Here is a 20293-nt window from a genome sequence, read left to right as displayed (position 1 = left end):
CCCCAGAAAGGTGCACCCCATGCAGCTCGGACTCATCGGACTCGGCAAGATGGGCGGCAACATGCGCGACCGCATCCGTGCGGCCGGGCACGAGGTCGTCGGCTACGACCGCAACCCCGACGTCAGCGACGCCGGCTCCCTGGAGGACCTGGTCGCCCAGCTCCAGGCCCCCCGCACCGTGTGGGTCATGGTGCCCGCCGGTGACCCGACCCGCGACACCATCAAGGCCCTCGGCGACCTGCTGGACGAGGGCGACCTGGTCATCGACGGCGGCAACAGCAAGTTCACCGACGACGCGGTCAACGCCGAGCTGCTCGCCGCCAAGGGCATCGGCTATCTCGACTGCGGCGTCTCCGGGGGCATCTGGGGCAAGACCAACGGCTACGGCCTCATGGTCGGCGGCGACGACGCGCTCGTCGAGCGCGCCATGCCCATCTTCGACGCCCTGCGCCCCGAGGGTCCCCGCGAGGAGGGCTTCGTCCACGCGGGCAAGGTCGGCGCCGGGCACTACGCCAAGATGGTGCACAACGGCATCGAGTACGGCCTGATGCACGCCTACGCCGAGGGCTTCGAGCTGCTCATGGCCAAGGACATCGTCGAGGACGTCCACGGCTGCTTCAAGGCGTGGACCCGCGGCACCGTGGTCCGGTCCTGGCTGCTCGACCTCATGGTCAAGGCGCTGGAGGAGACCCCCGACCTCGAGGGCATCAGCGAGTTCACGACCGACTCCGGCGAGGGCCGCTGGACCCTGCAGGAGGGCATCGAGCTCGCCGTCCCGATGCCGGTGCTCGCCGCGTCGCTCTTCGCGCGGTTCGCCTCCCGCCAGGAGAACTCCCCGGCCATGCAGGCCGTCGCCGCGCTGCGCGGGCAGTTCGGTGGCCACGCGGTCCAGATGCTCGAGGGCACCCCCAAGTCCGACGTCCACGCCGGCGCCCGCGAGAAGAGCGACGACTCGGGGGCCAAGGACGCCAGCGGCCGCCGCGGCCACGACGAGTCCGGCACCCAGGACCTGCAGCAGCACTGAGGTGTACGTCCGGCACCTGTCCCTCGGCGACTTCCGCAGCTATCACACCGCGGAGCTGCCCCTCGGGCCTGGTGTCACGACCTTCGAGGGCCTCAACGGGCAGGGCAAGACCAACCTCGTCGAGGCCATCGGCTACCTCGCGACGCTCGGCTCCCACCGCGTCGCGCAGGACGCCCCGCTCGTGCGCTTCGGCGCCGAGCAGGCGATCGTGCGCGGCGTGGTGGTCCGCGACGGGCGCGAGACGCTCGTCGAGCTCGAGATTTCCCCGGGACGCGCCAACCGCGCCAAGCTCAACCGCAGCCCCCTCACCCGCACCCGCGAGGTGCTCGGGTCGCTGCGCACGGTCCTCTTCGCCCCCGAGGACCTGGCCCTGGTCAAGGGCGACCCGTCGGAGCGGCGCCGCTTCCTCGACGACCTGCTGGTGCAGCGCCAGCCCCGGTGGGCGGGCGTCCGGGCCGACTACGACAAGGTGGTCAAGCAGCGCAACGCCCTCCTGAAGTCGGCTGCCCCCGTGCTGCGCAGAAGGGGGCGGCGCCGGCCGGCATACGACCGGCCGCCGGAGGCGGAGGACCGCTCCAGCGCGCTGCACACCCTCGACGTGTGGGACCAGCACCTGTCGCAGGTGGGCGCCAGCCTGCTCTACGCGCGGCTGCGGCTGCTGCGTGACCTGGGCCCCTACCTGACCACCGCTTATGACGAGGTCAGCGCGGGTGCCTCGGACGCCCGCGCCACCTATCGCTGCTCCCTCCACGAGGAGGCTGCCGCCGCGATCGCCGCCGGCGAGGTGCCCGAGCTGCCGGAGCTGAGCGAGCTGCTGCTGGACTCCCTCGGCCGGGTGCGGGAGCAGGAGATCGAGCGCGGCGTCACGCTGGTCGGACCGCACCGCGACGACCTGGTGCTGCAGCTGGGCGAGCTGCCGGCGAAGGGTTATGCCTCGCACGGTGAGTCGTGGTCCTTCGCGCTCGGGCTGCGGCTGGCGTCCTTCCAGCTGCTGCGGCACGACCTGCGCGAGGACCCGGTGCTGATCCTCGACGACGTCTTCGCCGAGCTCGACGCCGGCCGCCGCTCCCGGCTCGCGGGCATGGTGTCGGACTGCGAGCAGGTGCTCATCACGGCGGCCGTGGGGGACGATGTGCCGACGGAGCTGGCCGAGGGGGCGAGGTTCCACGTGAAACGCGGGGAGGTGAGCCCGGCATGAGCGAGTCTGACGAGCCGTATGACGCCCCCGCCGACCCACCCTACGAGGGTTTCGCGGCTCGGCTCGAGGAGTCGGCCGACGAGCCCGACCCGCGGCTGGACCCGGACGCGGCGCGCCTCGCGGCCGCCGACGCACTGCTCCGGGCACGCTCCGTGGCCAAGGCCAAGGGGTTGCGCCCCGGGTCGGCGCCGCGTCGGCGTCGGCGACCGTCGGAGGTCATGCTCAGCGGCAGCGCGGTCGAGGTCGACGGCCGCGACCCCTTGCTGCTCGGCGACACCCTGGCCCGGCTGGTGGCGGGGCGGGGCTGGCAGTCGGAGGTGAAGGTGGGGTCCGTCATGGGCCGGTGGCCCCAGGTGGTCGGGGCGGACGTGGCGGAGCACAGCGAGCCGCTGACCTTTGACGACGGGGTGCTGACGGTGCGGGCCTCGTCGACGGCGTGGGCCACGCAGCTGCGACTGATGACCTCGTCGATCCTCGGCCGGTTGGCGGCCGAGGTGGGTGAGGGTGTGGTGGAGGAGCTGCGCGTGGTGGGCCCGACCGCGCCGCGCTGGTCCCGCGGGCCGAGGCGGTCGAGTGATGGTCGGGGCCCTCGAGACACGTATGGCTGACCGACGACACGGCGCGCGCGGCGACGAAGTCGACGCGGGACCGTGAGGAGGTCGGCCGGGAGGTAGGGCTGACCGACGACACGGCGCGCGTGGCGACGGAGTCGACGTCGGGTGCTGACGCGGGTTGGTGACGTGGAGGGGCTGCCAGGGTGCTCGGTTACCGTGGGTGCATGTCTGTGCGCTGTCTCGCTGCTCCGTTGACCGTCCTGGCCCTGCTGGTGGCGGGGTGCTCCGGTGGCGGGGCCACCCAGACCACCTCGACCACGACGACCACCACGACGGCGCCGACCAGCTCGGCGACGACCAGCGCCGCGATGCCGTCCCCGCTGACGTCGCGGTCGGGGACACCGACGGCCCCGGCCACGCCGGTGGCCCTGCCGGCGGGCACCAAGTGGCTGGCCGTCCCGGCGCTCAAGACCCGGCTCGCGATCCCGACGTCGTGGAAGGCCGTGGACCTGGCGGCGCTGCGGGAGCAGAAGGGGACTCCGGCGTTCGCCAAGGCGGCGGCCGGCCTGGGATACACCGAGCAGGAGCTGGCCGACTTCACGGCGTCGGGAGCCGTGGCGATGGCGGTCGGTCCGGACGCCGGCGAGACGGCGCCCAACCTGCTGGTCCGGTCGGTGGGCGGGGGCACCTTCAGCGACGGTGAGCAGCTCACGTCGGGCAGCCGCGGCGCGACCGGCACGCTGGACGCCCAGAGCAAGGCCACGACGCCCGGTGGCCCGGCGGTCCGCGGCGACTGGCACGCGCCGCTGGACGGCCTGACCGTCCATGCCTCCCAGCTCGCGGTCGAGGTGTCGGGCCAGCAGGACATCGTCACGGTCGCGGCGCAGGATGCGCAGACCGTCAAGAAGGTCATGGACGGCGTCGTCGCAAGCTACTCCCCCGCACCCTGACACCGGACCGCGGAGCCTGCCCGCTGACGTCGGCAGGTTGCCGCCTCGCGTGAAGGTGGTGCTGCCGGCCGCCGCGTCGGGGCCGGTTGGCGCTGGTCCTCCAGCGACCACAACGTCACCGTGGGGTGTGGTTGTGGTCGGTATGGCGTCCCCGGGCGGCCACGACCTGTCCCGGGGGTGTGGTTGTGGTCGGTATGCCGCCCCTGGGCGAGCCCCCGCGGTCAGCCGTGTCGGCGCACATCCTCGGACCACTTCACGAGCAGGCCCTGCAGCGGGAGTCGCCCGATGGACACGGCCTGCCACCGCAGCGGCCGGCGCCGCCACAGCCACGCCATCTGCACGTTGGCGGGGAACACCGCCACGAAGAGCGCGGTCGCCGCAGCCCCGCCGGCCCGCCGGGTGCGCGGCACCACCAGCAGCACCGCCGTCACCAGCTCGGCCGCACCCGAGGCGAGCGTCCAGAACCTCGCCGAGCCGGGCACCTGCGGCGGCACGATCGAGTCGAACGGCTCCGGTCGCCGGAAGTGCTGGATGCCCGCCACGGTCAGCAGCGTGGCCAGGCCGAGCGCGGTGCGCCGCGCGGCGGGCGGGTTCGTCATACGCCCGACCCTAGATCACGCGGGGAGGACTCAGCGGCGGAGGACTCAGCGGCGGACGCTCGGGGCACGGTAGAGGCATGACGACCTTCCTGGACACGCTCGGCGTGACCGACGACGACCCTGCCCGCACCGACCGCCCCGGCGACGACGTCGGCGTCCGCCTGGTCCCGACCGAGGAGCACGCCAACGTCAATGGCGGTGTGCACGGCGGGGTGCTCGCCACCCTGCTCGACAGCGTCATGGGACAGGCGGCGCGCAACCACCTGCCGGAGGACAAGAGCGCGGTGACGGTGTCGCTGACCGTCACCTTCCTCAACCCCGCTGCGGTCGGTGAGGAGCTGGTCGCGAGCGCCGAGGTGCGCAAGGAGGGCGGCAGCCTCGTGATGATGGAGGCGGATGTGGTGCGGGCGGAGGACGAGCGGCCGGTGGCGCACGGGGTCGCGACGTTCTCGGTGGTCGACGCCCGGTAGGCGCAGCCGGGCCCCAGGCCAGCACTCGCGGCGCGGGAGACAATGGCCCCGATGTCCTCCGATGCCCTGCGCCGTCACGCCCGCTCCGTCCTCGCGCTCAACCCCTCGGCGCCGCGCCGCGTCGTCGCGGTCAAGGCGGCGCTCGCGATGGGGCTGCCGCTCGCGGCGGCGCAGCTCGCGGGTCGGCTGTCGCTGGGGCTGCTGGCGAGCCTCGGGGTGCTCACGATCCTCTACGGCCCGGCGACGCCGGGGCGGTTCCGGGCGCGACTGATGGCGGTCGTGGGCGCCGGGCTGGTGGCGAGCGTGTCCCTCGGCGCCCTGGTGGCCGGGCGACCGGTCCTGACCGTGGTGGCGCTGGTCGCGGTGGCGGTGCTCGCGACCTTCGCCTGCGTCACCCTGAAGGTCGGGCCGCCCGGCGCCTACTTCTTTGCCCTGACGCTGGGTGTCGCCAACGTCGCCGTCGCGCACGGCACCAGCGCCGGCACCGCGATCCTCGCGACCTGCGCGGGAGCCCTGGTGGCGTGGTGCGTCGGCATGAGCGACCTGCTGGTGGGTCCGCACCGCCCCGAGGCGCGGGCCGTGGCCGCGGCCGACCGGGCGGTCGCGATCTATGAGTCCGCCCCGCAGGACGAGGTCGAGCCCAGCCGCGCCGCGGCGTCCCGGGCCCTGCACGCCGGCTGGACCGCGGTGAGCGACGGGGGCAGCCATCCGCCGCAGGTGGCGGCGCTGGCCCAGGTCCAGGAGCGGTATGCCGCCGCCACCGCCCGCCTCGCCCACCACCGCCTGGGCGCGGTGGCCGAGGCCACGGGGACGCTGCCCGACGACCCGGGCGCGAGCGGAGCCGAGCCGCAGCCCTGGGGCTCGGTCGACGACGACGCCGCCCAGGACGACATCGACCGACCGACCCGCGTCGACCCGTTTCTGGACGCCGAGCAGCTGCGCGACTCCTCCCTCGGTCGGCCCCGGGCGGGATATGTGCTGCGGGCGGCCGTGCGCCGGCCCTCGGAGGTGCTGCTGATCAGCACCCGCGTCCTCGTCGCGACCGCCCTCGCCGGGACCGTCGCGGTGGTGAGCGGGCGCGGGCACGCCTACTGGACGGTCGCCTTTGCCATGCTGGTGCTGCACCAGGGCGGCACCCGGGAGACGCAGACGGTCCGGGGCATCCACCGCACCATCGGCACCCTCGGTGGCCTGCTGGTCTTCGCGCTGCTCGTCATGCTCCACGTGCAGGGCTGGTGGGTGGTGCTGGTGGTCGTGGCGCTGCAGCTGGTGGTCGAGCTGCTCGTCACGCGCAACTACGCGCTCGCCGTCGTGGCCATCACCCCACTGGCGCTGACCATCGGGACCGCCTCGGCCCCGGGAGCACCCGTGGACACCACCGTCGCCGACCGGCTCGTGGACACCCTGGTGGGGGTCGCGTCCGCCCTCGCGGTGCTGTGGCTCACCGGCCGGAGCCGAGCGGAGCTGCAGCTGCGCGGCCACGCCCGCCGCGTCGTGGTCGCCATCGAGCGGGTGCTGGAGGACCTGGCCGCCGACGCCCTGACGACGCGCACGGCGCTGGACCACCGGCGCCACCTCTACTACGAGCTGCTGGAGTGCGACGCGGTGGCGCGGCGGGCCGCGGCGGACGCGCCCCGGGCCGTCGCCCCCTACCGGCGGATGGAGCGCTCGGTGTCCGCCCTCGGTTACCTCGTGCTGGGGGCCTGCTGGCACCCCGACCTGCGACGGTCGCACGCAGCCTTCGACCTGGCCCGCGAGCCGCTCGCACGCATCATGGCCGAGCCCGTCACCCGGCCGCGCCCCGCCGAGACGATCGAGCGGGACGTTCGGGCGGTGGAGGGTCTGATCGCCACGCTGCGCCGCGACGGCTGACCCTGCGGCCACCTCTGCTACCTCTCCTGCCACGTCCCCCCTCACGTCGCCCCCGCCTCACGCCTCTCCCCCTCTCAGCCTCTCCGATGCTCCGTCAGACGCGCGCAGGGGCCCCTGACGGACCCGGTCGTGAGGGGGACCATGGGGATGGGCCTGTTTTTTCGTGAAATCGCCCGCCAAGGGCCTTGTCGGGCACGGTTTGCGTCGCGGGACCGATAGACTGGACGACGGCTTGCCATGGTGGCGAGCAGCACCGATCCGGTCCGGGTGTGCGTCGAGGCGGCCGATCGGCATACGAAGCACAGACAGTGAGGAGCACCGTGGCGGACGTCGAGGAACCCACCGGCCCCGAGGCGGTCGAGCAGCTCGCGCAGGAGCTGGCCCAGCAGGCACCGGGCGGGGGTGGCGACTACGACGCCAGCTCGATCCAGGTGCTCGAGGGTCTGGAGGCGGTGCGCAAGCGCCCGGGCATGTACATCGGGTCCACCGGTGAGCGCGGCCTCCACCACCTCGTGTGGGAGATCGTGGACAACGCCGTGGACGAGGCGCTCGCCGGCTACGCGACGCGCGTCGACGTGACCCTCCTCGCCGACGGCGGGGTGCGCGTGCAGGACAACGGCCGTGGCATCCCGACGGGTATGAACGAGCAGTACGGCATGAGCACCGTCGAGCTCGTCCTCACCCAGCTGCACGCGGGCGGCAAGTTCGGCGGCGGTGGCTACAAGGTCTCCGGCGGTCTGCACGGCGTCGGGTCCTCGGTGGTCAACGCCCTGTCGACCCGCCTCACCGCGGAGATCCACCAGCTCGGCCACGCCTGGCGGATGGAGTTCGACCACGGCGAGGCCGTCGCGCCGCTGGCGCAGGAGGAGGCGTCCGACCTCACCGGGTCGATCATCACCTTCTGGGCGAGCCCGGAGATCTTCGAGACCACGACCTACGACTTCGAGACGGTCCGGGCGCGGTTCCAGCAGATGGCCTTCCTCAACAAGGGCCTGACGATCACGCTGACCGACGAGCGCCCCCAGGCGCAGGCCGACGCGGACGCCGACCTCGAGGCCGAGCAGATGGGCGCCGTCGACGAGACCGCCGACGCCGCGGCCGAGGGCGCCGAGGACGCCGTCGCGACCGACGCCAAGAGTCGGGCCAAGGGCCGCACCGTCACCTACCGCTACGACAACGGCCTCGTCGACTACGTGCAGCACCTCAACTCGTCCAAGCGAGCGGACGTGGTCAACGACGAGATCATCGACTTCGAGCTGGAGGACCCCGGCAAGGCGCTGTCCGTCGAGGTCGCGATGCAGTGGACCACGGCCTACTCCGAGTCGGTGCACACCTACGCCAACACCATCAACACCCACGAGGGCGGCACCCACGAGGAGGGCTTCCGCGCGGCGCTGACCAGGCTGATCAACGACTTCGCGCGGAAGCAGAACCTCCTCAAGGACAAGGACGACAACCTCACCGGCGACGACATCCGGGAGGGCCTGACGGCCGTCATCTCGGTCAAGCTCGGCGAGCCGCAGTTCGAGGGGCAGACCAAGACCAAGCTCGGCAACTCCGAGGTCAAGGGCTTCGTGCAGGGGGCGATGACCGACCAGCTCGGCGACTGGCTCGAGCGGCACCCGGCCGAGGGCAAGGAGATCGTCCGCAAGGCGATCCAGGCGTCCGCGGCGCGCATCGCCGCCCGCAAGGCCCGCGAGGCCACCCGCCGCAAGGGCCTGATGGAGTCCAACTCGCTGCCCGGCAAGCTCAAGGACTGCCAGTCCAAGGACCCCTCGGTCTCCGAGGTCTACATCGTGGAGGGCGACTCGGCGGGTGGTTCGGCCACCCAGGGCCGCAACCCGATGACCCAGGCGATCCTGCCCATCCGCGGCAAGATCCTCAACGTCGAGAAGGCCCGCATCGACAAGGTCCTCGCCAACCAGGAGGTCCAGGCGCTGATCTCGGGCTTCGGCACGGGCGTCGGCGAGGAGTTCGACATCACCCGGGCGCGCTACCACAAGATCGTGCTCATGGCCGACGCCGACGTCGACGGCATGCACATCCGCACCCTGCTGCTGACGCTGCTCTTCCGGTTCATGCGCCCGCTGATCGAGGCCGGCTACGTCTACCTCGCGCAGCCGCCGCTCTACCGCATCAAGTGGACCAACCGGGAGCACGAGTTCGCGTTCTCCGACCGGCAGCGCGACGAGATGGTCGCGGCCGGGCAGGCCCAGGGCGGCCGGCTGCCCAAGGACGCGCCGATCCAGCGCTACAAGGGCCTCGGCGAGATGAACTACCAGGAGCTGTGGGAGACCACCATGGACCCCGACTCGCGGGTGCTGCTCCAGGTCACGCTCGACGACGCCGCGGCCGCCGACGAGATCTTCTCCGTGCTCATGGGCGAGGACGTCGAGTCCCGTCGCTCGTTCATCCAGCGCAACGCCCGAGACGTCCGGTTCCTCGACGCCTGACTCGCCGTATGGCGACCCCGCCGCCTTTTCGTCATACGTCACCTCCTGAGAGGCCTGAGATTTCATGAGTGAGCAGACTCCGCCCATCGTCGACCGGGTCGAGCCGGTCGACCTCAACGCCGAGATGCAGCGCAGCTACATCGAGTACGCCATGAGCGTGATCGTCAGCCGCGCGCTCCCGGACGTGCGGGACGGTCTGAAGCCGGTGCACCGCCGCATCGTCTACGGCATGTATGACGGGGGCTACCGCCCCGACCGCGGCTACAACAAGTGCTCCCGCGTGGTCGGCGACGTCATGGGTCACTACCACCCGCACGGCGACTCGGCGATCTACGACGCCCTGGTGCGGCTGGTGCAGCCGTGGTCGCTGCGCTACCCGCTGGTCGACGGGCAGGGCAACTTCGGCTCCCCCGGCAACGACGGCGCCGCCGCACCGCGCTACACCGAGTGCCGGATGATGCCGCTCGCCATGGAGATGGTCCGCGACATCCACGAGGAGACCGTCGACTTCAAGGACAACTACGACGGCAAGACCCAGGAGCCAACGGTACTGCCGGCGCGGTTCCCCAACCTGCTGGTCAACGGCTCGGCGGGCATCGCGGTCGGCATGGCGACGCAGATCCCGCCGCACAACCTGCGCGAGGTCGCCGACGCGGTCCACTGGCTGCTGGCGCACCCGGAGGCCAGCCGCGAGGAGCTGCTCGACGCGTGCCTGCTGCGCATCAAGGGCCCGGACTTCCCGACCGGCGCGCTGATCATGGGCCACAAGGGGATCGAGGAGGCCTACCGCACCGGCCGCGGGTCGATCGTGATGCGCGCGGTGGTCAACGTCGAGGAGATCCAGGGCCGGCAGTGCCTGGTCGTCACCGAGCTCCCCTACCAGGTCAACCCGGACGCGCTGGCGCTCAAGATCGCCGAGCTCGCCAAGGAGGGCCGCCTGCAGGGCATCGCCGACATCCGTGACGAGACCTCCGGGCGCACCGGGCAGCGGCTCGTCATCGTGCTCAAGCGCGACGCGGTGGCCAAGGTCGTGCTCAACAACCTCTACAAGCACACCCAGCTGCAGCAGTCCTTCGGCGCCAACATGCTCGCGCTGGTCGACGGGGTGCCGCGCACGCTGCCGGTATCGGCGTTCATCCGCTACTGGGTGGAGCACCAGGTCGAGGTCATCGTCCGGCGCACGAAGTACCGCCTGCGCAAGGCCGAGGAGCGCATCCACATCCTGCGCGGCTACCTCAAGGCGCTGGACGCCCTGGACGAGGTCATCGCGCTGATCCGCGCGTCGCGGACCGTCGAGGTCGCCCGCGACGGGCTGATGGAGCTGCTCGACATCGACGAGGTCCAGGCGCAGGCGATCCTGGAGATGCAGCTGCGCCGCCTGGCCGCCCTGGAGCGGCAGAAGATCGTCGAGGAGCACGACGAGCTGCAGGCCAAGATCGACGACTACAACGACATCCTCGCCAAGCCGGAGCGGCAGCGCGCCATCATCGGGGACGAGCTCACCGAGCTGGTCAGCAAGTATGGCGACGACCGCCGCAGCGAGATCGTCCCCTTCGACGGCGACATGTCGATGGAGGACCTGATCCCCGAGGAGGACGTCGTCGTCACCATCACGCGGGGCGGCTACGCCAAGCGCACCGTGACGCGGGAGTACCGCTCCCAGCACCGGGGCGGCAAGGGCGTGCGCGGCGCGACGCTGCGCGGGGACGACATGGTCGAGCACTTCTTCACGACCACCACCCACCACTGGCTGCTCTTCTTCACCAACCTGGGGCGGGTCTACCGGGCCAAGGCCTACGAGCTGCCCGAGGGTTCCCGTGAGGCCAAGGGTCAGCACGTCGCCAACCTGATGGCCTTCCAGCCCGGGGAGACGATCGCGCAGGTCCTGGCGATCAAGGACTACATCAACGTCCCCTACCTGGTGCTCGCCACCCGCAACGGCCTGGTCAAGAAGTCGCGGCTGGACGACTACGACTCCAACCGGTCCGGCGGCCTCATCGCGATCAACCTGCGCGACGGCGACGAGCTCGTCGGCGCCTCGCTGGCGTCGGCCGCCGACGACCTGCTGCTGGTCTCGGTCAAGGGGCAGTCGGTGCGGTTCACCGCGTCCGACGACGTGCTGCGGCCCATGGGGCGCAGCACCAGCGGCGTGACCGGCATGAAGTTCCGCAACGGCGACCACCTGCTGGCGATGAACGTCATCGAGGAGGACACCGACCCGGACGTCTTCGTCGTCTTCGAGAACGGCCTGGCCAAGCGCACCCTCGCGTCGGAGTATCCCGTCAAGGGCCGCGCCACCCTCGGGGTCCTCGTCGCGAAGGCGTCCGAGCGGGGTGGCGACCTGGTCGGCGCCCTGGTCGTCGCGCCGGACGACGAGGTCATGGTCGTCATGGAGAAGGGGCGGATCGTGCGCTCCCGCGTCGACGAGGTCCGCTACACCGGCCGCAACACGCAGGGCGTGAGCTTTGCCAACCCCGGCAAGAACGACGCCATCGTCGCGGTCGCCCGCAGCACCGAGCGGGAGGTCGAGGAGGCCGCGGACGAGCAGGCCGAGCTGGAGGGCGAGGGCGTCACCCCGACCGCCGACGGCGCTGCGAGCGCGGACGAGCCGGGTGCAGGCACTAGCGTGGAGGCGGACGACGCTGACGGCACCACCCAGGAGGACGACCAGTGAGCAGCTCCCAGGACGACCGCACCGAGACGCTCCCCGCCTCGTCGGTCGACGAAGCCCCCCGCGGGGCCTCCCGTCCGGGACCCTCGTCGGGCGTGACCAGCACCGCCGGCCCGCGCCAGGCGCGGCTGCGGGTCCAGCGCATCGACCCGCTGTCGGTGCTCAAGCTGGCCTTCCTGCTGGCCGTGGCGGCGGGCATCGCCGGGGTCGTCCTGGTCGCGGTGCTCTGGATGATCCTCAACGGCATGGGGGTGTTCTCCTCCATCAACGAGTCGATCCTGTCGCTGCTGCCCTCGGGCAAGCACTTCGACCTGATGGACTACGTCGGCTTCAGCCGGGTGCTGTCGCTGGCGATCGTCATCTCGTTCATCAACGTCGTGCTGCTGACCGCGCTCGCCACCCTCGCCGCGTTCCTCTACAACATCTGCTCGAGCCTGGTCGGCGGCGTCAAGCAGACGCTCACCGACGACTGACCGTTTTGGTCGGCGCGCGGCGCATGCGGTAGCGTTAGTCCTCGCGCCGAGCCCTTGGTCGACAGGGGCTCGCGGCGCGGGTGAGGGCCTATAGCTCAGACGGTTAGAGCGCTTCCCTGATAAGGAAGAGGTCACAGGTTCAAGTCCTGTTAGGCCCACCACGGCAGGAGCCATCGTCCGGGACGGTGGCTCCTTTCGTCATCCCTGGCTAGATTCACGGCATGGACGTCACGCGGCGCAGCGTGCTCGCGGCCGGCCTCGCCACGGCCGCCACAGGCCTGGCAGGGTGCGGCCAGGGGGCCCGGGTCGCCACGGTCATCGGGGTGTCGCACTCGCCCGGCACCGAGCTGGAGCCGGGCGCGAGCCTCCCGACGACGGCCTCCCCCCCGCCGATCGCGACCCCGGCCTCGCCGGCAACAGCTGGTGGCCCGCCGGGCGGAGCCGCGGCTCCGTTCGCCCGACCTCTGGTGACGCGTCAGACCGCGGCGCAGGAGCGCGCCACCCTGGCGTCGTGGCGGACCGTCGGGTCGCCGCCGCTGCACGAGCTCAGCTGGGCCGGCGAGGCCGCACACCTGGACCCCGCGTCGGCGGAGCAGGCGGGGGCTGCGGCCGAGCGGCTGCCCTTCGGGTGCACGATCTTCGTGGCGGCCGGGGACCACGGCCGCGTGGTGGTGGGCCGCAACTTCGACTGGGACCCCAACCCGGCGGCCGTCATACGGTCTCGGGCGACGGGTGGGCCCCGATCGATCGGGATGTGCGACCTGTCGTTCTGCGACCTCCCGCAGGACCAGCTGGGTCGGCTCGGGGAGCCCGACGTGCGGCGTCGGCTGCTGCGGGCGCACGGCCGGGTGGTGGACGGCGTCAACGAGCACGGGCTCTTCATCGGGCTGGCCCAGGACCCGGAGGGACGCTCCGAGCAGCGGCCGGGGACGGCGCCCGTGGGTGGGGTTGGCATCGTGCGGCTGGTGCTCGACCGGTGCCGGGACGTCCCCGCCGCGGCCGACCTGATGAGCCGGTGCTCGCTCGACTTCACGGGCGGACCCGCGCTGCACTACCTGCTGGCCGACCGCAGCGGCGCGTCGGCGACGGTGGAGCTGGTCGACGGGCGCCCCCGGATCGAGGAGCGCGGGCGCGGCGTGGCGTGGCAGTGCCTGGAGAACTTCCAGCTCGCGAGCACGCCGGTCGCTGCGCGCGCCGCGCACCCCCGGTATGCCCGGGTGCCGGGAGGTCTTGAGCGGCAGCCGGGGCCGGCTGGACGAGGCGCGCGCGCTGCGGCTGCTCGACGAGGTCCGGCAGGGCCACACGCAGTGGTCGGCCGCCTACGACCTGACGGCGGGGACGGTGGCGGTGCGGCGCCTGACCGGCCGGGAGGTCCACCGCTACCGCGTGTGAGCGCCCTGATCGTCAGGGCCCGGGGGTCGAGCGCGCAGCGACTAGGCTGGAGGCTCTGCGAGAGGAAGGGGAACCTGATGCGACGGATCATCGTGGGCACCGGTCTGCTGCTGGCGGGCCTGTGGGGGCTGCAGCGCGAGCGAGCCCGCCGGGCCGAGGACGCGCTGTGGGCCGAGGCGACCAAGCCGGTATAGTCGTCCGAGCGCCTCGCGGCGCACCGGGGCCTTGGCGCAATTGGTAGCGCACCTGCTTTGCAGGCAGGGGGTTAGGGGTTCGAGTCCCCTAGGCTCCACCGACACCGACACAGGCCGTTCCCGACCCGCCGCGGACCCTCTGGCTCAGGCGGGCAGGCGCTTCTTCAGCGCCACCAGCAGGAAGACCAGCGCCAGCGTCAGCAGGATGTGGCCGAGCCCCGCGATCCCGGCGAGGGCGGGCGACGTGGCCGAGCTCGAGCCCAGCACCTGCAGGGTGCCCTTCACCGTCAGCATGGTCGCGGTGATCACGAGCCCCGCGTTGTAGGTGATCCACATCGGCATCCACTGCGCGGTCCGGCTCAGCCCGAACCCCCGCTCCAGCAGCAGCAGGATCAGCCCCAGCAGCGTGCCGAGGGCCAGCAGGTGGGTGTGCACGAACGCCAGCTGCGTCACCCCGTGGAAGTCGTGCGCCTTCGTGAATTCGCGGTAGTAGAGCCCGCTCGCCAGCCCCAGCGTCGTGTAGGCCACGACGGCCCAGTAGATCGGGGTCAGCGCGGCGGGTCGGTGGTCAGGCTGGGAGGGGGCGTTCGTCATACGGCCAGTCTCCCCGACCACGCTGGGCGCCTCGTCCATCGGACGATGGATGCCCGGCCCGTATGCCGCAACGGCGGCCCCCCGCATCGGGGGGCCACCGTCGTCGCGCAGGTGCGGGAGGCCGAGGATCAGTGCTGGTCGCGCGGCTTGTCGTCGCGGTGCTGGCCCGCGCCCGGGTCGGCGCCCTTGTCGATGGCCTGGCCGGCGCCGTCGTCGGTGCGGTCGTAGGCGGTCGCGTCGGACGGCGTGGTCGCGGCGTACTGCTCCTGGTCCTTGGAGTCCAGGATGACCGGCTCGGTGGAGACGGCGGACAGCGGGTCGCCGGCCTCGTGGTCGGAGACGATCGGGGCGGCGGAGGTCGAGGTGGTGCTCGACATGGTGGTCGTGGTGCTCGACGTGGAGGTGCCGGTGCCGATCGTCGAGGACTGCGGGCCGGTGTAGGGGTCGGCCAGCGGGGTCGCCCACGGGTCGTCCTGCGGCGCGGTCTTCTTGTAGACGACGGCGGCCACGGCCGCGGCGGTCGCGAGCAGACCGAGGGTGATCAGGAAACCGCCGCCACCCTTCTTGTTCTGCTTGGCGGCCTTCTTCAGCTCCTTCTTGAGCTGCTTGTTGGAGACCTTGGGCTCGACCTGCTCGATGAGCTTCTGGCCGGCCTCCTTGGAGGCGATGAAGCCGAGGGCGCCCTTGCCGAGCTCGGCGCCCTTCTCGCTGGAGGCGGCGCGGGCGGCCGTGCTCCCGGCGGCGATGCCGGCGATGGCCTCGACGACCTTGGGCAGGATGTCGTCGACGATGGTGTCGTGCGCCTTGTCCACGAGCGGCGCGGCCTGCTCGACGGCCTCCTGGGCCTTGGGGGCGGCGATCTCGACGCCGTGGGCGACCGAGTCCTTCACCTTGTCGGCGGCCGTGGCGGCGCCGGCGGCGACCGCTCCGGCGGCAGCCAGGGCGGCGGGCTTGGCGTTGCTCTTGACGTTGTCGGCCTTCTTGGCGGCCGACACGCGGAACGCGCCGGCCTTGGCGGCAGCGTCCTCCTGCGCGAGCTCGAGCTTGCTCTTCTTCTCGATCTTGTACTTGTTGCGGAACATAGGTCCTCCTGGAGATCGATACGCGGGGCGTCGCAGCCCATCTTGCCCGTTCCGGGACAACGTGTGCACGTTTCCTTCGGTTCCCCCCTACCCGGGCCGTCGGGGTCCTATGCCGGGGTCCTGTGCCGGGTCGTGTGCCGCGGTCCGTGCGAGGATGAACGTCATGAACTGGACGCTGCACACCAACCACGGTGACATCACCCTCACGCTCTTCCCCGAGGCTGCTCCCACCACGGTGGCCAAGATCACGGGCCTGGCCAAGGAGGGCTACTACGACGGCCTCACCTTCCACCGGATCATCCCCGGCTTCATGATCCAGGGCGGCTGCCCCCAGGGCACCGGCACCGGCCAGCCCGACAAGCCCGGTTTCCCCTTCGACGACGAGATCTCCCCCGACAAGGACTTCACCAAGCCCTACATGCTCGCCATGGCCAACGCCGGCAAGCGCATGGGCCGCGGCACCAACGGCTCGCAGTTCTTCATCACGGTCGGTGCCACGACCTGGCTGCAGGGCAAGCACACGATCTTCGGCGAGTGCGCCGACCAGTCCTCGCGCGACGTGGTCGACAAGATCGCGGCCGTGAGCACGGGCGCCATGGACAAGCCGGTCGAGCCGGTCGTCATCGAGAGCACGACCGTCTCCGAGTGACCCTCGCCTGACCACGGGGTTCTGGTGGCGTATGCCGCGGAACCCCGCCCGACCGCGGCCCGTTGCCGAGGTGGCGCCCCACGTGCGGTGCCCCCGGAGCGGGCCGCGGTCGACGCACACCCGGACCGGTGACGCGCCCCTGCGACCCTCGAGGACCCCGACCGATGACCTCCCCCCAGCTGCCGCCCGACCAGCAGGCCCCCACGTGCCCGCGCCACCCCGACGTGGTCGCCTACGTCCGGTGCTCGCGCTGCGGCCGGCCGGCGTGCCCGCAGTGCCAGCGGCAGGCCGCCGTCGGCATCCACTGCCTCGACTGCGTGCGGGAGAACGCCCGGACCGCCCCCCGGGCCCGCACCTCGCTGGGCGCCCCCGCCGGCGCGCTCGCGCAGGGGACCTCGGTCACCCTTACCCTGGTGGTGGCGTGCGCGGTGGTCTTCCTGCTGCAGAGCTTCGTCCCCGGGCTCGAGCGTGAGCTGTGGTTCACGCCGTATGCCGGCCGCGAGGAGCCCTGGCGGTTCGTCACCGCGGCGTTCCTGCACGGCGGGCTGATGCACATCCTCTTCAACATGCTGGCCCTGTGGACGGTCGGCCAGCCGCTCGAGCGCGCCATGGGGTGGGCGCGGTTCCTGGCGCTCTACCTGGTCAGCGCGGTCGGCGGGTCGGTCGGCTACCTGCTGCTGGCGCAGGCGACGAGCAGCCCGATGCAGGCCTCCGGGATGTGGCAGGCCGCCTGGTGGACCCCGACCGTGGGCGCGTCGGGCGCGGTGTTCGGCCTCTTCGCCGCGGACCTGGTGCTGGCCCGCCGCCAGGGCCGCGACGTCCGCTCCATGCTGATCTTCCTCGCGATCAACCTGGTCATCGGCTTCACGGTGCCCAACATCGCGTGGCAGGCCCACCTCGGCGGCTTCGTCACCGGCGCTGCCCTCGCCGCGGTGATCTGGGCGACCCGGTCCCGCGACCGGGCGCGCTGGCAGTGGCCGGCCGTCGGTGCCGTCCTCGCCACCCTCGTCGTCCTCGCCGTCGTCAAGTACTCCCTGTCCCCCGCGCCCCTCGGCTGGCTCGGAGCCGTCGGCCTGGGCTGAGCCCCGCCGGATCTACGACCACACGGTGTCCCACGGGTGTGGTTGTGGTCGGTATCCCGCCCGCCACACCGCGCACGGCCACTCCGTCCACAGCGCCGCTGTCGTTATCCCCGGCCCCAAAGCTCTCTCCCCAGGGTTGTCCACCGAGTTGTCCCCAGTTGCTGTGGATAACCCGGTGGACAGAGGTCTTACACGGCTGTAATTACCCACATGCTGGGGACAAGCCTGTGGATAACTCACCCCGTCTCGGTGGAAGACCAGCCCCGCCCACACCCCAGCACGACGACAGCCCTGCCGGTCCGGAAGGACGGGCAGGGCTGCACGCGGCGACGCGGCGGTGAGGTCAGCGCCAGCGGGTCGTCATACCGAATCCGAGGAGCATGAGACCGAAGCCGATCGCGAGGTTCCAGTAGTGGATGTTGGGGATCGGGTAGCCACCGGCCGTGAGGTAGAAGGTGACCACCCAGATCAGGCCGAGCACCATGAGGGAGACCATCACGGGGGCCCACCAGCGTGGGCTCGGCTCCTTGATGCCGGAGCCCCTCTCGGCGGGCGGGGTGTACGTCGACTGCTTGCGGCGCTTGGACTCGGGCACGGTCTCTCCTGGTAGGCGGTTCACCGGGGCGCGGGGGTGCACGGGATACGGTGGTTCCAGCGATCTGCTGACACCTTAGCCAAGCGAGGGAGGGCCGTGGTGGACGCCGGCGACCGACGCGCACGCACGATGCGGCTGCTCCTCGGCGGGCGACCCAGCGTGTGGGGGCTGCTCGTGCCGGTGGTGCTCGTCGTGGCGGGGCTGCTCTTCGCGGCGAGCGCGGTGACGGCCAAGGGCAGCTCGCTGCGCGCCTCCGACACCCGGGGCCTGGCCGACGTGGTGGCCTCCCAGGACCGCACGCTCAGCGCGAAGGAGAGCCGGGTCGCGGACCTGCGCGACCAGGTCAAGACGCTGTCGGCGCGCAACGCGCCGTCCGGGTCCTCGGCCACGGCGCTGACCGACGCGGCCGCGCGCCTCAACCAGCCGGCGGGCATGGAGGCCGTGCGGGGCCCGGCGCTGCAGGTGACGATGACCGACTCGACGCGGTCGGTGGACTCGTTCGGCGGGCAGTTCAGCGCGGACGACCTGGTCATCCACCAGCAGGACGTGCAGGCGGTGGTCAACGCGCTGTGGTCGGGGGGCGCCGAGGCGATGATGATCCAGGACCAGCGGGTCATCTCGACGAGCGCGGTGCGCTGCGTGGGCAACACGCTGATCCTGCACAACCGCGTCTACTCCCCGCCCTTCGTCATCAAGGCCATCGGTGACACCGGGTCGATGCGCAGGGCCCTGGACCAGGACTCTTCCGTGCAGGTCATCCAGCAGTATGTCGCGGCCGTGGGCCTGGGCTACGACGTGTTGGACCTCGGCGACCAGACCTTCCCCGCGTATGACGGGTCGGTGACGCTGCAGCATGCGACAGTAGCCAAGTGAGATCCATCCGAGTGGTGACGGGTGTCCTCGGTGAGGTGCTCGTCACCGTGGGTGTGCTCACGCTGCTCTTCGTGGGCTGGCAGCTGTGGTGGACGGACGTCGCCGCCTCGGCGGCCCACGACGACACGGTCAGCACGCTGGAGCGCGACTTCGCCCGACCCGGTGCGGCCCGGCCCGACCTCGCGACCCTCAAGGACGTCCCGGTCAGCGACCCCTTCGCCGTCGTCCGCATCCCCGCGCTCGGCCGCGGCTACGCCGTCCCGGTCGTCGAGGGCACCACGCGGGACGTGCTGCGCCGCGGCATCGGCCACTACCGCGGCACCGCGATGCCCGGGCAGGTCGGCAACTTCGCGCTCGCCGGCCACCGGATGACTACGGCGGCCCCTTCCGCGACATCGAGAAGGTGCTCCCCGGTGACCGGGTGATCGTCGAGACGGCCACCACCTACTTCGTCTACCGGGTCGGGCCGCACACCCTGGTCGACCCCTCGCACGTCGCCGCCATCGAGCCCGTCCCGGAGCGACCGGGGGTCCGCCCCGACAAGGCCTACCTGACGCTCACCGCGTGCCACCCCAAGTACGCCGCCCAGCAGCGCTGGATCGTGCACGGCGAGCTCGAGCGCGCGATCCCCCGTGGGCAGGGCCTCCCGGCCGCCTACGTCGAGCTGTCCGGGGGTCGCTGACGTGTACTCCCTGCTCTGGCGAGCCCTCCCCGGCCCCGCGTGGCTGCGGGCGCTGCTGTGCCTGCTGCTCGCCGCCGTCGTCGTGTGGGTCTGCTTCACCTGGGTCTTCCCCTGGCTGGCGGACCTGATGCCGTTCAACGACCAGACGGTCGAGCCGACCGCCTGACCGGCCGGGCTAGGGTTGGCGCACCCGCACCCCGTCAGAAGGCCGTCATGACCCGCATCCTCGTCGTCGACAACTACGACTCGTTCGTCTTCACGATCGTCGGCTACCTGCAGCAGCTGGGCGGGGACTGCGACGTGGTCCGCAACGACGCCGTCACCCCCGAGGAGGGTGGGTCGTATGACGGGGTCCTCGTCAGCCCCGGCCCTGGCACCCCCGAGGAGGCCGGCGTCTCGATGGCGATGATCGCGGCCTGCCGGGACCGCGCGCAGCCGATGCTCGGCGTGTGCCTCGGCCACCAGGCGCTCGGGGTCGTCACCGGCGCGACGGTCTCGCGGGCGCCCGAGCTGCTGCACGGCAAGACCTCCGAGGTGCACCACGACGGCCAGGGTGTGCTGGCGGGGCTGCCCGACCCGTTCACGGCCACGCGCTACCACTCGCTCACGATCGAGCCGGAGACGATCTCCGACGAGCTCGTCGTCACCGGCCGCACCGAGAGCGGCATCGTCATGGCCGTCCAGCACGCGAGCCTGCCGCTGCACGGCGTGCAGTTCCACCCCGAGAGCGTGCTCACGGTGGGTGGCCACCGGCTGCTCGCCAACTGGCTCGAGGTGTGCGGGTCCACCACCGCGGTGGCCGCCTCCGAGGGGCTCAGCCCGCTGCTGCAGCGCTAGCGGCACCGACCAGCAGTCTCCGGGCGCCGACGAACACGCTTCGACGGCG

At 72.0% G+C, this 20293-nt stretch carries 19 protein-coding genes, 2 tRNA genes and 1 pseudogene; 18 read left to right on the top strand and 4 right to left on the bottom strand.

Annotated features, from left to right (window positions below; all coding sequences use genetic code 11):
- The first annotated feature begins 19 nt into the window (after window positions 1–19).
- From gnd to ADJ73_RS05170, 4 genes are all read left to right on the top strand, one after another.
- A complete protein-coding gene (gene gnd, locus ADJ73_RS05190; protein WP_050347367.1) occupies window positions 20–1024 on the top strand; it encodes a phosphogluconate dehydrogenase (NAD(+)-dependent, decarboxylating) in 1005 nt (334 codons plus the stop codon).
- A 1-nt stretch (window position 1025) separates the two neighbouring features.
- The gene (recF, locus tag ADJ73_RS05185) at window positions 1026–2222 is read left to right on the top strand and encodes a DNA replication/repair protein RecF (RefSeq protein ID WP_050347366.1); all 1197 of its coding nucleotides are present in this window, start codon (window positions 1026–1028) and stop codon (window positions 2220–2222) included.
- The gene (locus ADJ73_RS05180) at window positions 2219–2830 is read left to right on the top strand and encodes a DUF721 domain-containing protein (protein ID WP_082176752.1); all 612 of its coding nucleotides are present in this window, start codon (window positions 2219–2221) and stop codon (window positions 2828–2830) included. Before recF ends, ADJ73_RS05180 begins: the two co-directional genes overlap by 4 nt.
- A 170-nt stretch (window positions 2831–3000) precedes the next feature.
- Window positions 3001–3726: a hypothetical protein gene (locus ADJ73_RS05170; protein WP_156188127.1), complete on the top strand. Its 726-nt coding sequence runs from the start codon at window positions 3001–3003 to the stop codon at window positions 3724–3726.
- Between the two features lie 221 nt (window positions 3727–3947).
- Here the strand turns inward: ADJ73_RS05170 and ADJ73_RS05165 are convergent, their stop codons facing one another.
- On the bottom strand, window positions 3948–4325 hold the full coding sequence (locus ADJ73_RS05165; RefSeq protein ID WP_050347363.1) for a DoxX family protein: 378 nt from the start codon (window positions 4323–4325) through the stop codon (window positions 3948–3950).
- A gap of 77 nt (window positions 4326–4402) precedes the next feature.
- Here ADJ73_RS05165 and ADJ73_RS05160 point away from each other — a divergent pair, with 77 nt between their 5' ends.
- The 8 genes from ADJ73_RS05160 (at window position 4403) to ADJ73_RS05125 (ending at window position 13948) form a co-directional block, all read left to right on the top strand.
- Complete coding sequence (locus ADJ73_RS05160) at window positions 4403–4795, top strand: PaaI family thioesterase (protein WP_050347362.1); 393 nt, start codon at window positions 4403–4405, stop codon at window positions 4793–4795.
- A 51-nt stretch (window positions 4796–4846) separates the two neighbouring features.
- The gene (locus tag ADJ73_RS05155; RefSeq protein ID WP_156188126.1) at window positions 4847–6667 is read left to right on the top strand and encodes an FUSC family protein; all 1821 of its coding nucleotides are present in this window, start codon (window positions 4847–4849) and stop codon (window positions 6665–6667) included.
- 377 nt (window positions 6668–7044) lie between these two features.
- Complete coding sequence (gyrB, locus tag ADJ73_RS05150) at window positions 7045–9120, top strand: DNA topoisomerase (ATP-hydrolyzing) subunit B (RefSeq protein WP_050349266.1); 2076 nt, start codon at window positions 7045–7047, stop codon at window positions 9118–9120.
- A 64-nt stretch (window positions 9121–9184) separates the two neighbouring features.
- Window positions 9185–11794 carry a DNA gyrase subunit A gene (gyrA, locus tag ADJ73_RS05145; protein ID WP_050347360.1) on the top strand — a complete coding sequence of 870 codons (2610 nt, stop codon included), beginning with the start codon at window positions 9185–9187 and terminating at the stop codon, window positions 11792–11794.
- 92 nt (window positions 11795–11886) lie between these two features.
- Window positions 11887–12264 carry a DUF3566 domain-containing protein gene (locus tag ADJ73_RS05140; RefSeq protein WP_082177116.1) on the top strand — a complete coding sequence of 126 codons (378 nt, stop codon included), beginning with the start codon at window positions 11887–11889 and terminating at the stop codon, window positions 12262–12264.
- A gap of 84 nt (window positions 12265–12348) precedes the next feature.
- Window positions 12349–12425: transfer RNA gene (locus tag ADJ73_RS05135), tRNA-Ile, on the top strand.
- A gap of 60 nt (window positions 12426–12485) precedes the next feature.
- Window positions 12486–13850: a linear amide C-N hydrolase gene (locus ADJ73_RS05130; protein ID WP_050347359.1), complete on the top strand. Its 1365-nt coding sequence runs from the start codon at window positions 12486–12488 to the stop codon at window positions 13848–13850.
- Between the two features lie 25 nt (window positions 13851–13875).
- Window positions 13876–13948: transfer RNA gene (locus ADJ73_RS05125), tRNA-Ala, on the top strand.
- Window positions 13949–13994: 46 nt separating this feature from the next.
- On the opposite strand, the gene ADJ73_RS05120 is transcribed toward ADJ73_RS05125, so the two are convergent.
- Both ADJ73_RS05120 and ADJ73_RS17705 read right to left on the bottom strand, forming a co-directional pair.
- On the bottom strand, window positions 13995–14444 hold the full coding sequence (locus ADJ73_RS05120) for a DUF2871 family protein (RefSeq protein WP_050347358.1): 450 nt from the start codon (window positions 14442–14444) through the stop codon (window positions 13995–13997).
- Window positions 14445–14572: 128 nt separating this feature from the next.
- A complete protein-coding gene (locus ADJ73_RS17705; RefSeq protein WP_050347357.1) occupies window positions 14573–15526 on the bottom strand; it encodes a hypothetical protein in 954 nt (317 codons plus the stop codon).
- Window positions 15527–15689: 163 nt separating this feature from the next.
- Here ADJ73_RS17705 and ADJ73_RS05110 point away from each other — a divergent pair, with 163 nt between their 5' ends.
- Both ADJ73_RS05110 and ADJ73_RS05105 read left to right on the top strand, forming a co-directional pair.
- Window positions 15690–16175, top strand: a complete 486-nt coding sequence (locus tag ADJ73_RS05110; RefSeq protein WP_050347356.1) for a peptidylprolyl isomerase — start codon at window positions 15690–15692, stop codon at window positions 16173–16175.
- A gap of 164 nt (window positions 16176–16339) precedes the next feature.
- Window positions 16340–17257 (top strand): rhomboid family intramembrane serine protease, encoded by a 918-nt coding sequence (locus ADJ73_RS05105; protein WP_050347355.1) that lies wholly within the window; start codon window positions 16340–16342, stop codon window positions 17255–17257.
- 343 nt (window positions 17258–17600) lie between these two features.
- Here ADJ73_RS05105 and ADJ73_RS05100 read toward each other — a convergent pair whose 3' ends face one another.
- The gene (locus tag ADJ73_RS05100; RefSeq protein ID WP_050347354.1) at window positions 17601–17852 is read right to left on the bottom strand and encodes a cell division protein CrgA; all 252 of its coding nucleotides are present in this window, start codon (window positions 17850–17852) and stop codon (window positions 17601–17603) included.
- Window positions 17853–17948: 96 nt separating this feature from the next.
- Between ADJ73_RS05100 and ADJ73_RS05095 the strand changes: the two genes are divergently transcribed.
- The 4 genes and pseudogenes from ADJ73_RS05095 to ADJ73_RS05080 all read left to right on the top strand — a co-directional run bounded on the left by ADJ73_RS05095 (window position 17949) and on the right by ADJ73_RS05080 (window position 20244).
- Window positions 17949–18725: a DUF881 domain-containing protein gene (locus tag ADJ73_RS05095; RefSeq protein WP_253272671.1), complete on the top strand. Its 777-nt coding sequence runs from the start codon at window positions 17949–17951 to the stop codon at window positions 18723–18725.
- A pseudogene (locus ADJ73_RS17780) lies at window positions 18722–19407 on the top strand (class E sortase). The gene ADJ73_RS05095 and the pseudogene ADJ73_RS17780 overlap by 4 nt, the downstream one beginning before the upstream one ends.
- A 1-nt stretch (window position 19408) precedes the next feature.
- Window positions 19409–19573, top strand: a complete 165-nt coding sequence (locus ADJ73_RS17145; RefSeq protein WP_172669702.1) for a hypothetical protein — start codon at window positions 19409–19411, stop codon at window positions 19571–19573.
- 47 nt (window positions 19574–19620) lie between these two features.
- On the top strand, window positions 19621–20244 hold the full coding sequence (locus ADJ73_RS05080; protein WP_050347351.1) for an aminodeoxychorismate/anthranilate synthase component II: 624 nt from the start codon (window positions 19621–19623) through the stop codon (window positions 20242–20244).
- Window positions 20245–20293 lie beyond the last annotated feature (49 nt).

Origin of the sequence: Arsenicicoccus sp. oral taxon 190, assembly GCF_001189535.1 — a bacterium.
Lineage (GTDB): Bacteria > Actinomycetota > Actinomycetes > Actinomycetales > Dermatophilaceae > Arsenicicoccus.
Note: the sequence above shows the minus strand (reverse complement) of the source record. Positions and strands in the feature narration are given on the sequence as shown.